Raw genomic sequence first — 14,975 nt, forward strand, 5'->3', positions numbered from 1 at the left:
CATGAAAAAATTCATAAGAAAAATCAGTATTTTTGTATTTTCACTAGAGAAAAAAGGAAAAATATGTTTGTGAAATTATGAACAATTTCCGAATTATTGTCTGAAATTACCTATATGAAAGTTTATCTGTATTATAATGTTATTATCTTGGATAAAGTGATAAAGGTGGAGATCCTCATGGAACAAGCTTTAAAAATTACAGGTGTATTATCTGATCCAACTCGTTATTACATTTATAAATATATTTCTCAAAAACATAGTTACGTAACTGTACAAGAAATTGCAGATGAGTTTGAAATTCATCCAAACGTAGCGCGTTTACATTTATCTAAATTAGAAGATGTTCATATGCTGAAATCTGAAACGAAGAAAACTGGAAAAGGCGGACGACCAAGCAGATTATATGTATTATCTGAAGATGTTATCCAATTACAATTTCCATTCCGTGATTATCAATTGTTAGCAAGAATCGCATTTAATTCTTTACTTAGCCTTGGCGCTGCTGGTGAAAAAGCGCTATACGAAACTGGAAAACAGTTCGGAGCCGAATTAATGCAACAACATATGATGCGTTTAAATGTGAATGAAGATGCTTTAACAGTCGAGCAAAAAGTTCAAATTGCAAAAGAAGCTTTCTCAACAGCTGGCTTATCACCTGCATTTGAATTAAGTGCAGATGGAACGAAAATTTTCTATGATGTACACAATTGTCCATTTAAAGAAGTTGCTGTTCATCATCCAACTGAAATTTGTAATATGCACGGAGATATGATGAAAGGGATTTTTGAAATCCTATTCCCTAACACGGAATTAACACGAAATGACAGTCTACTAGATGGATGTAAATCTTGTAATTATAAACTAACAATTTAATTTCTCATATAAAAAGAATCCATTTATAAATGGATTCTTTTTATATGAACGAATATTTACAATAGTAAGAAAAATAAACTATAATGAAGTGAGGTTTACTTTTTTTAGAAAAGGAGGGAGATGGCATGGAGCGCATGTTTCGCGTTCTCGGCTTTTGGACTGGAATTTTCTCGGTTATGTTTTACGTAGGGGATATGCATTCGACCGCACTACTATTTTTAGGACAAACAGGATTCTTCGTACTTTTAAGCTATTTAAATTTAACAGAGCGTATGTATATATACGTATTCGGGGCATATTTGACTGTTTTCTTCATAGGATTTACATACTACACGACGTTTTTACTTGTCCCTGGAGCTGGACATTAAAAGATGGCATTTTGCCATCTTTTTTTTAATTCCGTAATTTCCTAGTTGACTTATAGGTTTTATTACTTTATATTCTATATAACAGATTGGAATTAGGGGGAATCAACATGAATACACTGCTTGTCGGAATTAACGTTGCAGTCATGCTCATCTTAGTTGGCGTATTATATTATATGCAACGTAAGCATGTATCTTTTAATAAACGTGTATTTACTGCTTTAGGAGTCGGAATTATCTTCGGTCTTATATTACAATTTATTTATGAGCCAACTTCTAAAGTAATTATTGAATCAAATACTTGGTTTGGCTTAATCGGTAACGGCTATGTGAAATTACTTCAAATGATCGTTATGCCACTTATTTTAGTATCTATTATTTCAGCCTTTACAAAATTACAGTTAACGAAAAACCTTGGTAAAATTAGTGGTCTTATTATCGGAATTTTAATTCTTACTACAGGAATCGCTGCAGCTGTCGGTATCGCTGCAAGTGCAGGATTTGATGTATCTGCAACAGGCCTGCAACAAGGTGATGCAGAATCAGCTCGTCTGAAGCTAGTTGAAGAAAGATTTACTTCTATTGAAAAAACAACAATTCCAGATAAATTATTAGAACTATTGCCTACAAATCCGTTTCTTGATTTAACAGGCGCTCGTCCAACATCAACAATTTCTGTTGTAATATTTGCAGCATTTATCGGTATCGCCTTTATAGGTGTAAAACGAAAATATCCAGAACAAGCAGAACTATTTAAGAAAATGCTTGATGCTGTATATGCAATCGTAATGCGTATGGTAACATTAATTTTACGTCTTACTCCATACGGCGTATTAGCTCTTATGGCAAAAACAGTTGCTGGTAGCGACATAAATGCTATTTTAAAACTTGGTAACTTCGTGTTAGCGTCTTACGTAGCACTTATCGTAATGTTCGTTATCCACTTATTATTAATTGCTCTATCTGGTTTAAATCCAATTCAATATTTAAAAAAGGTATTCCCTGTATTAACATTTGCATTCACATCTCGCTCTAGTGCTGGTGCAATGCCATTAAATATTGAAGCGCAAAAAGAAAAGCTTGGTATTTCCGAAGGGATTGCCAACTTCGCAGCATCATTTGGAGTATCTATCGGGCAAAACGGTTGCGCAGGTATTTATCCAGCAATGCTTGCAATGATGGTCGCTCCAACTGTAGGAATCGATCCATTACAACCACAATTTATTTTAACTTTAATCGCTGTCGTTGCTATTAGCTCATTCGGTGTTGCCGGTGTTGGTGGCGGTGCAACGTTCGCGGCGTTAATCGTACTATCTACAATGAACTTACCAATCGGTATTGTCGCTCTGGTTATCTCAGTTGAACCATTAATCGATATGGGTCGTACAGCTCTTAACGTAAGTGGTTCTATGACAGCAGGTCTTATTTCTAGTAAATGGCTTGGTGAATTAGATCAAGATACGTACAATCAAGATGATACAAAAACTGGTGAAATTGCTTCATAATGAAAAGGCCGCTAACAAAAACTGTTAGCGGCCTTTTTTAGTTCTTTTCATCTTTCTCTTTGTCTTTTATACATAAGGCATCACGTATAGATATAACGAAAATATACCGTTTTTCATTTTTTAATAACTATTTGTTTTAAACTAAAGACTAACTATTATTCCTCATCTGCAAACTGTAAAAACTCTTCCAAGCGCTCCTTTAACTCCTCTTCTATCTCACAATAAGATTCATCAACAAGCTCACCACTTAACTTACTTCCCCAAAGCCTTATTTGAAGCGGTACTCCTAAAAAATAATTACAACATTCCCAGATAGGAACAGTATAAAATTCAATCATCTTCCCTTCTTCATCTAATACAGCTATCGAAACGGATGAAGAATATCCTGTTTCAAAAGGATATTCTTTATCTCTGATGAGTTCTATAAATAATTCCATGTTTTTCTCTATGTAAAAATATGAATAATCTTTAAAAAGTTTAAATGATATTCGCTCTATTTCCTTCTCCATACATTGAATATTCTCTTTTAACTCCAATGTAAACTCCTGTTCTTTATATTTCATTTTCGCCTCCTTAAACATAGAAAAAGAGAATACAATAACATATCCTCTTCTCTCAAATATATTTCATTATCTCACAGCCCGTCCTTCTCACAAATAACCATTTTGTTCGCACCATTTATGAAATTGTCCTACGTCTACTCCAACTAACACGATATCCTTTAGCTCTACATCAATGCTTTGTTCTCCAATTACAATAGCAAACTGCGATTCTAATTTTGTCTCGTCTTTCTTTACAATTCCAATTCGGTTCCGATGCGGTCCATCTTTTATATATGCTTTTTGTCCTACAATATCAAAGTTCAAGATTTTCACCTCTTTTACTGCGCTCAAATTGGAAATACGATCTCCACCTCGGAAAATTTCCTTTCATTGCACTATTTCTCTATATATATGACGAAACAATAAAAGAGTCCTTCCTTCTTTACAATTATTTTTTCTTTGTTTCATTTTTGTGATCGAAACGTAAAGTTTATAATAAAATACACTTGGAAGCGCTTTCTATGTAATTTTTTATGTTATACTATATAAGTAGAACTTCGTAAAGAGGGTTAAAAAATGAATATAAAAATGATAAAAAAGGTAATTGAAGCATTAAAAGTATATGGCTTTCAGAATGTATCATTCTGTGACAAAACGAAGCAATTTTTATTTCATAACGAAATGGATATTATGAGCGGCTATGCAGAAATAACATATAGTAGTCAATTTGAAAAATTCAACGTACAAATTCATCCGATTGAAACACATCACCAAGCAGAGTTGCAAGAGGTTGAAAGACATATACAGGCCTGTATAAGAAAAGTGGAATATTTAAACGCACTTCTTAGCGGACAGACAAAACTAGATGATAAAATTATTATAATGTAAAAAAAAGAACGTGATAGCCTCACGTTCTTTTTTTACATTATACGTTCATCTTTTCCTTCAGTTGTAATCCTGTAATGGATTGTAATACATCCATTGCTTCTCCAAATGTCATATCAAAAATTGTTTTATCTTCTATGTATGGAAACTGTCTAAAACGCTTTTCTAACATTTTCACGGCGTCCGACGTAAAGTTTGCACTATCAATTCCAAATTCTGTTTCAAGAAGAACGATCCAATCTAACACGTGAAAACCTAATCCATTTACGAATGAAATAAGTTTTTCTTCTGGCTGTGAAGATAAGAATACACATCGTTCCATCTCACTAAAAAGTTCTTCTCCTAAAATATCAGCTAATTCCTCATCATGTTCACGGTCAATAATTTCTTCATAACCATAATCATCAACAAGCTCCTCAACTTCTTCACTATCCTCACAAAGCAATTGACTAAGAAGTGCATCTTTCTTAAATTCACTATTTTGTACGACTTCTAAAAAGCTCGTTTCCCATCCATTTTCTAATTTCATATTATATACTCCTTTATATACGTTTCTTATCATCACTGTACCCAAAAGATCACTTTTATAACCTTTTAGACAGTTATTATTATTTCACGTGATCCATAACATAAGATGCAAATTCAGTTGCATCTCCTTCAAAAATATTTATTTCTGGCAAATGATAGAACGTTGTTTGAAGCGGGTTTCTTTCATGGTATACATATATCTTTTTCTCTAGCGCAATCGCCATTCCAAACTCTGTATGGCTCCCGTTTCCGCCATCTAATATAAGTAAAAAGACATCCGCTTCTTTTATAGCATTCTTTTCTGCCTGACCAATTTCTCTTAATTGATCTTGATTCACTGCTCTTTCGTTTCTTGTCCAATCATATGTATGGTGCCATCCTGCATGTTTCAGTTCATTTGCTATAGAACGTACAAGATGTTTATTTTGGAATCCTGAGGCGACATAAAAATTCATTTATATACACTCCTTCATTATGTATGGGAAACTCCTTTTAGCGTTACTTGCTATACACATAATAAAGAACGACTTCAAAAAAAAATCCCCATCTTTAAAACTTATTTGCGTTTAAATGATGGGATTCTTCATGCTCTTCTTTTATTTTTTTCTTTTTATAACTTTCATCAGCTAACATTTCTAGTTCAGCTGTTATTTCTGATTTTTCAAGTTCTCTTTCTTGCGAAAATTTCCTTGAAATATAAACAATAACACTACCAACGTACAACACAAAGCATATAATAAGTGCAGTATTTTCATAGAGACTTAGCTCCAACACAGTCACTCCTAATCCATTCGTATTTTCACGCTTCATTAATTGGAATTCCCCTACTAATCCATTTGTTATTGTAACATAAAAACACTGTTTCTTGGAATCTTTCATCCTATTAAAAGAGGCATGATTGTTTCATCATGCCTCTGAAATATGTTGAATAATTGTTTGAATTGCTTCTTTTCCATTATATTTTTTCAATGCTGTTTTATACATCTCATTATTTTGATTTAATTCTTCGACATGCTTTATAAGAGATTTTACAGTCACATCTTCTTCGTACAATACAGAAGCATATCCTTGTCTTTCAAAAGACTCTGCATTTAATATTTGATCTCCACGACTTGCAAATTTCGATAGCGGAATTAAAACCATCGGCTTTTGCAATGTTAAAAACTCAAAAATGGCATTAGAGCCCGCACGCGAAATAACAAAGTCTGTTATCGCTAATATGCCTGGCAGCTCTCCATGTATATATTCAAATTGTCTATATCCTTCTTTATTTTGTAAACTTTCATCAAGATTACCTTTTCCGCAAAGATGAACGATTTGATATTTTTTCAGAAGTTCTGGTAACGCCTCTCGAACCGTTTCATTAATTTTCTTTGCGCCCAAACTTCCTCCCATGATTGTAATAACTGGCTTTTTACGTGAAAAACCTAAAAACGCTAAACCTTTTTCACGATTTCCCTTTAGCACTTCTTCACGTACAGGAGATCCTGTATAAATTACTTTTTCTTTCGGTAAATGTTTCGCAGCTTCTTCAAATGTAACAAAGATTTTCGAAGCAAAACGGAGCGCAATTTTATTTGCTAGTCCTGGCGTCATATCAGATTCATGTAATAAAACAGGGACTCTATTTAGCCATCCTCCAATTACGACTGGTACAGATACGAAACCACCTTTTGAAAAAATCACATCCGGTTTTAGTTTTCGGATCCTTACATACGCATCCATAACACCCTTCATTACAAGAAAAGGATCTTTTATATTTTTCAAATCAAAATAACGACGTAGCTTTCCGCTTGCAATACTATAGTACGGAATGCCTTCCTTTTCTATAATCGTTTTCTCAATTCCTTGATGAGAACCGATATAAGAAATATCCCAATTCTGTTCTTGTAAATGTGGAATGATGGCTAAATTAGGTGTTACATGCCCTGCCGAACCGCCACCTGTAAAGACTATTTTCTTCATACGTCTCCCCCTTCTACACTATAATACACTAAAATATCTTGCCTCAGGGTGAGAAAATACCATAGCCGTCACAGATGCTTCTGGCTCCATCATAAATCCTTCTGTTAATGAAATACCTATTTCTTCTGGGTGAATTAAGCGAAATAACTTTTCTTGATCTGCAAGTTCTGGACATGCTGGATAACCAAAGGACACGCGTATACCTCTATATTTCGTACGGAAACGTTCTTCCATCGTCAGTTCTGGTGAATCTGGAATACCCCAGCGATCACGAATGAGCATATGTGTTTTTTCAGCAAGTCCTTCTGCTAGTTCAAGCGCTAACGATTGAATGGCATGACTGCGTAAATAATCACCCTTCACCTTCCACTCTTCAGCAATGTCCCGAACACCTTCCCCAACCGTAACAGATAGGAAAGCAACATAGTCCATCTCATCTCCAACTGGGCGTAAATAATCACCTAAAGTACGATATGGTGCTTTTCCTTGTCTAGGGAATGTGAAACGCTCTATAACACGCGTATGATCTTCTGGATCATATATTACAATATTTTGTCCGTCGCTTTGCGCTGGGAAAAATTGATACACTGCTTTCGGTTTTAACCAAGATTGTCCTTCCTGCAATAGTTCGTCTATTAAATCATTTAATTCGTGTGCCCTTTTATCTCCGTCTCGCAAGAGCTTCTTCACATTTCCTTTTAATCCAAGGTGATGTCCAAGTAACATCTGTCTATTTAAAAATGGAGCGAGATGAAGGGCTGGAATATCACGTAATACAATTCGCTTTGTTGAATCAGGCACTATAACCTCAGCCTTCGGTAATGGCTCAATTACTGCTGGAATCTCTACTTTCTTCTCCTCTTTTTCTACGATATGGAGATGACGCTCTTTTTTATCTTGTTTCATCTTCTCGCGCTCTTCTTCCTTTTGAAGCTTATTAATAATATCAAGACCATTCATCGCATCACTCGCATAGCATACAAGTCCTTTATATGATGGTGAAATTCGGTTATCTGTAAACTTTCTCGTTAACGCTGCCCCGCCTACAACGATTGGAACATCAATATTTGCTGCTTTTAAATCTTCAGCAGTCGTTACCATTTGTTGCGCTGATTTTACTAATAAACCAGAAAGACCGATAATATCAGGCTTTTTTTCTTGTACTTCTTGTACAATTCGATCCGAGCGAACATTGATTCCTAAATTAATAATCTCATATCCATTATTCGATAAAATAATTTCAACGAGGTTTTTCCCAATATCATGTACGTCACCTTTAACAGTTGCTAATAATACTTTCCCTTTTTTCGCACTATCGCTAGATTCCATATGTGGCTCTAAATAGCTTACCGCAGCTTTCATACTTTCAGCACTTTGCAATACTTCAGCAACGATAAGCTCATTATTATTAAATAATCGTCCTACCTCATCCATTCCTGTCATAAGTGGGCCATTAATAATATCCAAAGGCTTTCTTCCTTCTGTAAGTGCAAGACTTAAATCTTCTTGTAGTCCTTGCTTCGTACCTTCTACAATGTAATTTGCTAGCCTTTCATCAAGAGTTAATGCTTCTTGGATAACGACATCTTTCTTTTTTGCCACGCGATAGAAGTTTGTAAATTTTTCTAACGTCTCTTGCGTCGTTTCAAAAAGCAATGCATCTGCAAGACGTTTTTCTTCCTCAGGAATTGACGCATACCGCTCTAATTTTTCCGTATTCACAATTGCATAATCTAATCCTGCTTTCGTTGCATGATATAAAAAGACGGAATTTAATACTTCGCGTCCAGCTGGTGGTAAACCAAATGATATGTTACTTACACCTAAAATCGTTAAACACTCTGGTAACGCTTCTTTAATAAGGCGAATTCCTTCTATCGTCGCTGCCGCCGAGCCAATATATTCTTCATCTCCTGTACCTACAGGAAATACAAGTGCATCAAAAATAATATCTGACGAGCGTATACCATATTTCGTCGTCAATAACTCATAACTTCTTTTTGCAATTTCGAGTTTTCGTTCTGCACTAACCGCCATACCATCTTCATCAATTGTTCCTACAACAATAGCAGCACCGTATTTCTGAAGAAGCGGCGTCACTTTTTTAAATCGTTCTTCTCCATCTTCTAAATTAATTGAATTAATAACAGCTTTTCCTTGAATATAAGTAAGAGCTCGCTCCATCACATTTTCATCTGTTGAGTCGATCATAATCGGTACTTTTAACACTTTCGTAACTTCTGCCAAGAAGTTTTCCATATCTTCTATTTCATCGCGATCAGGATCTGCCATACAAATATCAATAATATGAGCATTTTTCTTCACTTGCGCTCTTGCGACTTCAGCAGCCTCTTCAAATTTCCCTTCTGCTACTAATCGTTTAAATTTACGTGACCCAATAACGTTTGTTCTTTCACCAACAAATAACGGTCTCATAGAGTCATCATATTGAAGCGCCTCTAATCCACTAACCCCGTGTCCAGCTCTTTCGTGGTGTTCACGCGGATTAAGAGAAGCTAACGCAGCTTTCATTGCTTTTATATGTTCTGGTGTTGTACCACAGCAACCACCGATAATATTAATCCATCCTTCTTCAGCAAATCGCTTCACTTTTTCAGCGAGAGAAGATGGAGATTCATGATAATGTCCATCTTCATCAGGAAGACCCGCATTTGGATAACAAGAAATGTAACACTCCGACAAATCGGATAGGGAACGAATATGGTCTCTCATAAACTCCGGACCAGTCGCACAGTTTAATCCAACAGATAATGGCTTCATATGTTCTATTGATAAGTAAAAAGCCTCAATTGTTTGCCCAGCCAGAGTTGTTCCCATCGGTTCAATCGTTCCGGAAATCATGATAGGCACAATTTTATTTAGTTCGTCAAAAGCTGCTTGAATTCCAATATAAGCAGCTTTCACATTACGCATATCTTGACTCGTCTCAACGAGTAATACATCAACTTCTCCCTTCAATAAGCCTCTCGTCTGCCGTGTATAAGCTTCAATTAATTCTTCAAACGTCACACCACCAGTAACACTAATCGCTTTCGTTGTCGGTCCCATTGCTCCCGCAACATATACTTCCTTCCCACTTTCGTTGACCGCTTGCTTCGCTAAACGCGCTGCTTTCTCATTTAGTTCCTCGTCTAAATGAGACAACTCATAATCACTTAATACAATATTTGTCGCCCCAAATGTATTTGTTTCAATAATATCCGCTCCAGCTTCAATATAAGCTTTATGAATCTTTAAAATGACATCAGGCCTTGTTTCTACTAAATATTCATTACAACCTTCGTACTCTTCTCCTCCGAAATCTTCCGCAGTTAAGTCCTCTTGCTGAATCATTGTTCCCATTGCACCATCTAATATTAAGATGTTATTTTGTAATTTTTCTTCTATACATTTCATCAGTTAATACCTTCTTTCACTTCTTGCTTTTCTCTCACATATTTAACAAGATGTTCTGTAATTTCATATTTTAGAAATGGTGTAATAAGATAAATGCCGTTAAAATATTTCATCGCTGCATCGATCAATTCTTGTGAAATGCGAATCCCTTCCTCAATTGCTGCCTCTTTCGTTTCATGTCCATCCATTCTCTCCCTTATTTCTTCAGGTAGCGTAATTCCTGGCACCTCAAAATGAAGAAAATCTGCATTCCGTTTACTTATTAATGGCATAATCCCAATGAAAATAGGTTGTTCCAAATGCTTTGTCGCTTCATACACTTCTTCAATTAACGCAATATCGTAAATTGGCTGTGTTAAGAAATATTCCGCTCCAGCATCTATTTTCCGTTCCATTCGCTTAACCGCTGCTTTTAAATGTCTTACATGCGGATTAAACGCACCTCCTACTGAAAATCTTGTTGCTGGACCTATTGATTTCCCTAAAATGGAACGCCCGTCGTTCATTTCTTTGATCATTTTAATGAGCTCAATAGAGGACAAATCATATACAGAAGTAGCACCTGGAAAATCACCAACGCGCGCTGGATCCCCAGTTAAAGCTAGCACTTCTTCCATGCCTAACGCTGACAAGCCTAATAAATGAGATTGTAGTCCGATGACGTTATGGTCTCTACACGTTAAATGCGTCAATACCGGAATATCGTGCTTCGTTAATAATGCCCCCATTGCCATATTCGAGACGCGAGGCGATGCTAATGAATTATCTGCTAGAGTAATAGCATCTGCTCCAGCTCTTTTCAATGCTCTTGCGCCTTCAAAAAACCGCTGCGTATCTAACGTTTTCGGTGGATCTAATTCCACTACTACTGTCGTTTGTTTTTTTGCTTTCTCTGCTAAAGTGACATGGGCTTTCGAACGTTTCTCCTGTGTATGAACTACTTTCGGTCTTTGAATCGTATCCTTTTCTATTACAGGTGTAGCATTTGCAATTGCACGTTTCATACTTTCAATATGTTCTGGAGTCGTGCCACAACAACCACCTAATAAACGAATACCTTGCTCAATAAACTTCGGCGTCATCGCTTCGAAATAAGCTGGACTTCCCTCATATACGTAACGTCCCTCCACATAATTTGGAAGACCTGCATTCGGATATGCTGACAAGTATCCATTTTGCGGAATCGATATCATTTTAAAAGCTTCCGTCATATGAAGTGGTCCTAGTTGGCAGTTCAATCCAACCACATTTGCACCGTAATCTAAAAGCTGTTTTAATATTTCATTTACATCATTTCCATTTTGAGTCGTACCTGCCTCATGTAACGCTAATTGAGCTACAATTGGAATGTTCGTTTGCTTTCGTAACACCTGAACAGCATGAAGTAATTCAAACTCATCATAGAAAGTCTCTAATAGCAGTCCATCAACCTGTTCTTCTAGTAATGCACTTGCCTGCTCAAGTAGCATAAATTCTCTTTCCATATCAGTCGTTGTAACAGCTCCGATATGTTTCATACCGCCAATCGTTCCTAAAATTGCATTTCGATCTGTCACAGATGCTTTCGCCAATTTTACTGCCGCTCTATTAATTTCAGTAACTTGATTTTCTAAACCATACATACGTAATTTCGCTTCATTTGCTCCGTACGTATTTGTTTGAATTACATCAGCCCCAGCAGCTACATATTGCTTATGAATCGATATAATTAAATCTGGATCAGATATATTCAATTCTTCAAAACTACTTTGCAAGCCATGTGAATGTAATAATGTCCCAACCGCGCCATCACCTATTACAATTCCTTTTGATAATAAATCTAGTAATTTCACAAATCTCCCTCATTTCTATCAATATAAAAACCCCCTCTTCACTTTGAAGAGGGGGACATAATCGTTCCTCCTCTTATCATGCAAAACATTCGTTTTGCAGGTATTAGCACCGTTTCAAACATTTCGTTTGAAGGTTGCCGGGTTTCACAGGGCCTTTCCCTCCACCGCTCTCAATAAGAGTTTGTCTTTATTATTTTATTTATGTAGCTAAAAGGAAATGCGTTCCCCTTTTAACAATGTTTGTTAATTTTTTAATAAATTTAGCATGCACAAATGCAAAAGTCAATGACACTTGCGGAAAAATAAAAATTATTTAAAATAAAGTTGCAATTCAATTATCTTTTGTTGTAAAGTTAAAAACATAATAAAATTTCATACGAACATTCTTATCTAGAGAGGTAGAGGGACTGGCCCTATGACGCCTCAGCAACCATTAACATTTGTTAATAAGGTGCTAATTCCAGCAAATTGTGAAAGATTTGACAGATGAGAAGAAGACTCTATTCAAACCGAAAGCCTTCTTCTTAGAAGGCTTTTTTTATTTTACCCCGCTATTTGAGGGCAGTAAGATCCCCAACTCAAGATTCAGCTGGAGCAAAGAAGTTAAGTGGGAATCGACTGCCCGTAAAAGCCCGATTGGTGAAGGCTGATAATCAGTGGGGGATGAATCCCTCACTGATTAAAGTTTCACTTTACATTCACTTAATTGTTAATTTAAAAAGGAGGAATTTTCACATGTCAACTATTGAAACAAAACTAGCACAAATCGGAAACCGGAGCGAAACTACAACAGGAACTGTTAATCCGCCTGTTTATTTCTCAACTGCTTATCGTCACGAAGGAATTGGTAAATCGACTGGTTTTGACTATTCACGAACTGGAAATCCAACTCGCGGTCTTTTAGAACAGGCAATCGCAGACTTAGAATACGGCGAACAAGGTTATGCCTGTAGCTCCGGAATGGCGGCTGTTCTTCTCGTCCTTTCGCTATTCCGTTCTGGAGACGAACTTATTGTGTCTGAAGATTTATACGGCGGCACTTATCGATTATTTTCTGAGCACGAAAAAAAGTGGAACGTTCGATGTAGATACGTAAATACACAATCTATTAAACAAATTGAGAAAGCTATCACAACTGAAACGAAGGCTATTTTCATAGAAACTCCAACTAATCCATTAATGCAAGTTACTGATATTGCCGCTGTCGCAACTGTAGCGAAAAGACACGGACTACTCCTTATTGTAGATAACACATTCTACACGCCTTATATACAGCAACCATTAACAGAAGGTGCTGACATTGTACTTCATAGTGCAACGAAATATTTAGGTGGGCATAACGATGTACTAAGCGGACTTGTCGTTGCAAAAGGAAAGGAACTTTGTGAGGAAATTGCTCATTACCATAATGCCTCTGGTGCAGTCTTAAGCCCATTTGACTCATGGCTTTTAATTCGTGGTATGAAAACGTTAGCGCTTCGTATGAGACAACATGAAGAAAATGCAAAAACAGTTGTCGCTTATTTAAATGATGAGGACGGGGTAACAGATGTATTTTATCCTGGAAGAGGCGGCATGATCTCATTTCGCCTGAAAGATGAAACATGGATCAATCCATTCTTACAATCTTTATCCTTAATTACATTCGCTGAAAGTCTTGGTGGTGTTGAAAGTTTAATGACATATCCAGCAACGCAAACACACGCTGATATTCCTGAAGAAATCAGAACAGCAAACGGTGTATGCAATCGTCTTCTTCGATTTTCCGTTGGCATCGAAAATAGTAACGATTTGATTCAAGACTTAAAGCAAGCCATTAAACTTGTAAAAGAAGGTGTAAGAATATGAGTTATTCTATTGATACACTCTTACTGCACAACCAATATAAGCATGACTTGCAAACAGGAGCTGTTAACGTTCCCATCTATAACACATCAACATTCCACCAATTTGATGTAGATACGTTCGGGAAATATGACTATAGCCGCTCTGGTAATCCAACACGTGAAGCTCTTGAAGATATCATTGCATTATTAGAAGGCGGAACAAAAGGATTTGCCTTCGCATCGGGAATTGCAGCGATTTCTACTGCATTCCTCCTTCTTTCACAAGGTGATCACGTACTCATTTCAGAAGACGTATACGGAGGCACTTATCGAATTATAACTGAAGTTCTCTCCCGTTACGGTGTTTCACATACATTTGTTGATATGACCAATCTAGAAGAAATAAAGCAGAACATTAAGCCAAACACAAAACTCTTTTATGTGGAAACACCTTCTAATCCACTTTTAAAAGTGACAGATATTCGTGCTGTTTCTCAACTTGCAAAATCTATTAATGCCCTTACTTTTGTTGATAATACATTTTTGACACCACTATTCCAGAAACCACTTGATCTTGGTGCCGACGTCGTTCTTCATAGTGCCACAAAATTCATTGCCGGTCATAGTGATGTTACTGCCGGATTAGCGGTTGTAAAAGATGCCGAACTCGCCCAAAAACTTGGATTTTTACAAAATGCATTCGGCGCTATTTTAGGTCCTCAAGATTGTTCTCTCGTGCTTCGCGGCCTAAAAACATTACATGTACGTCTTGAACATTCAGCTGCTAACGCCAATAAAATTGCATACTATTTACAAGAGCACGCTAAAGTTCAAAATGTCTATTATCCTGGTTTACAAACACATCTTGGATTTGACATTCAACAATCTCAAGCTACATCAGCCGGAGCTGTCCTATCTTTCACTTTACAATCAGAAGACGCACTCCGCCAATTTTTATCAAAAGTAAAATTACCTGTCTTTGCCGTTAGTTTAGGAGCTGTCGAATCGATCCTTTCCTACCCAGCTAAAATGTCACATGCAGCACTATCGCAAGAAGCTCGTGATGAAAGAGGGATTTCTAATTCATTACTTCGATTATCCGTCGGCCTTGAAAATGTTGACGATTTAATATCCGATTTTGAAAATGCCCTTTCTTATGTAGAAGAACCTGTAAATGCATAGAGAGAAAAGAAGATATGAAATTAAGTTATCATATCTTCTTTTTATGCTGTTGCGT

Annotated in this window: 14 protein-coding genes and 2 riboswitches; of the genes, 6 read left to right on the forward strand and 8 right to left on the reverse strand. The window is 36.4% G+C overall.

From position 1 onward, the window contains the following. Window positions 1–177: 177 nt before the first annotated feature. From MR113_RS13190 to MR113_RS13200, 3 genes are all read left to right on the forward strand, one after another. Window positions 178–873 (forward strand): helix-turn-helix transcriptional regulator, encoded by a 696-nt coding sequence (locus tag MR113_RS13190; RefSeq protein ID WP_242254719.1) that lies wholly within the window; start codon window positions 178–180, stop codon window positions 871–873. A gap of 125 nt (window positions 874–998) precedes the next feature. Next, window positions 999–1,241 carry a DUF2626 domain-containing protein gene (locus MR113_RS13195; RefSeq protein WP_000440714.1) on the forward strand — a complete coding sequence of 81 codons (243 nt, stop codon included), beginning with the start codon at window positions 999–1,001 and terminating at the stop codon, window positions 1,239–1,241. A gap of 107 nt (window positions 1,242–1,348) precedes the next feature. Beyond that, window positions 1,349–2,743, forward strand: coding sequence for an L-cystine transporter (locus MR113_RS13200; RefSeq protein WP_001094339.1), 1,395 nt, complete (start codon window positions 1,349–1,351; stop codon window positions 2,741–2,743). Window positions 2,744–2,898: 155 nt separating this feature from the next. On the opposite strand, the gene MR113_RS13205 is transcribed toward MR113_RS13200, so the two are convergent. Together MR113_RS13205 and MR113_RS13210 are read right to left on the reverse strand one after the other, a co-directional pair. Further along, entirely contained in the window at window positions 2,899–3,306 is a 408-nt protein-coding gene (locus tag MR113_RS13205; protein WP_242254721.1) for a hypothetical protein, read from the reverse strand. 87 nt (window positions 3,307–3,393) lie between these two features. After that, window positions 3,394–3,609, reverse strand: coding sequence for a DUF3912 family protein (locus MR113_RS13210; protein WP_242254723.1), 216 nt, complete (start codon window positions 3,607–3,609; stop codon window positions 3,394–3,396). A gap of 252 nt (window positions 3,610–3,861) precedes the next feature. Between MR113_RS13210 and MR113_RS13215 the strand changes: the two genes are divergently transcribed. After that, a complete protein-coding gene (locus MR113_RS13215; RefSeq protein ID WP_242254725.1) occupies window positions 3,862–4,173 on the forward strand; it encodes a hypothetical protein in 312 nt (103 codons plus the stop codon). 37 nt (window positions 4,174–4,210) lie between these two features. Here the strand turns inward: MR113_RS13215 and MR113_RS13220 are convergent, their stop codons facing one another. The 6 genes from MR113_RS13220 to MR113_RS13245 all read right to left on the reverse strand — a co-directional run bounded on the left by MR113_RS13220 (window position 4,211) and on the right by MR113_RS13245 (window position 11,912). Then, entirely contained in the window at window positions 4,211–4,699 is a 489-nt protein-coding gene (locus MR113_RS13220) for a hypothetical protein (protein WP_061677376.1), read from the reverse strand. Between the two features lie 79 nt (window positions 4,700–4,778). Next, on the reverse strand, window positions 4,779–5,153 hold the full coding sequence (locus MR113_RS13225) for a nucleoside 2-deoxyribosyltransferase (RefSeq protein ID WP_088028802.1): 375 nt from the start codon (window positions 5,151–5,153) through the stop codon (window positions 4,779–4,781). Window positions 5,154–5,247: 94 nt separating this feature from the next. Further along, window positions 5,248–5,508: a DUF3966 domain-containing protein gene (locus MR113_RS13230; RefSeq protein WP_000817963.1), complete on the reverse strand. Its 261-nt coding sequence runs from the start codon at window positions 5,506–5,508 to the stop codon at window positions 5,248–5,250. 96 nt (window positions 5,509–5,604) lie between these two features. Next, window positions 5,605–6,663: an undecaprenyldiphospho-muramoylpentapeptide beta-N-acetylglucosaminyltransferase gene (murG, locus tag MR113_RS13235; protein ID WP_242254727.1), complete on the reverse strand. Its 1,059-nt coding sequence runs from the start codon at window positions 6,661–6,663 to the stop codon at window positions 5,605–5,607. Between the two features lie 18 nt (window positions 6,664–6,681). Beyond that, the gene (gene metH / locus MR113_RS13240) at window positions 6,682–10,080 is read right to left on the reverse strand and encodes a methionine synthase (RefSeq protein ID WP_242254729.1); all 3,399 of its coding nucleotides are present in this window, start codon (window positions 10,078–10,080) and stop codon (window positions 6,682–6,684) included. Beyond that, window positions 10,080–11,912: a bifunctional homocysteine S-methyltransferase/methylenetetrahydrofolate reductase gene (locus MR113_RS13245; protein ID WP_242254730.1), complete on the reverse strand. Its 1,833-nt coding sequence runs from the start codon at window positions 11,910–11,912 to the stop codon at window positions 10,080–10,082. Before MR113_RS13245 ends, metH begins: the two co-directional genes overlap by 1 nt. A 70-nt stretch (window positions 11,913–11,982) precedes the next feature. Beyond that, window positions 11,983–12,092: riboswitch (SAM riboswitch) on the reverse strand. Window positions 12,093–12,295: 203 nt separating this feature from the next. Further along, window positions 12,296–12,405, forward strand: a riboswitch (SAM riboswitch). Between the two features lie 242 nt (window positions 12,406–12,647). Here MR113_RS13245 and metI point away from each other — a divergent pair. Then, the gene (gene metI / locus MR113_RS13250; protein WP_242254731.1) at window positions 12,648–13,760 is read left to right on the forward strand and encodes a cystathionine gamma-synthase/O-acetylhomoserine thiolyase; all 1,113 of its coding nucleotides are present in this window, start codon (window positions 12,648–12,650) and stop codon (window positions 13,758–13,760) included. Next, on the forward strand, window positions 13,757–14,920 hold the full coding sequence (metC, locus tag MR113_RS13255) for a cystathionine beta-lyase (RefSeq protein WP_242254732.1): 1,164 nt from the start codon (window positions 13,757–13,759) through the stop codon (window positions 14,918–14,920). The genes metI and metC overlap by 4 nt, the downstream gene beginning before the upstream one ends. Window positions 14,921–14,975 lie beyond the last annotated feature (55 nt).

The sequence above is a fragment of the Bacillus cereus group sp. BfR-BA-01379 genome (assembly GCF_022663605.1).
Classification (GTDB): Bacteria; Bacillota; Bacilli; order Bacillales; family Bacillaceae_G; genus Bacillus_A; species Bacillus_A mobilis.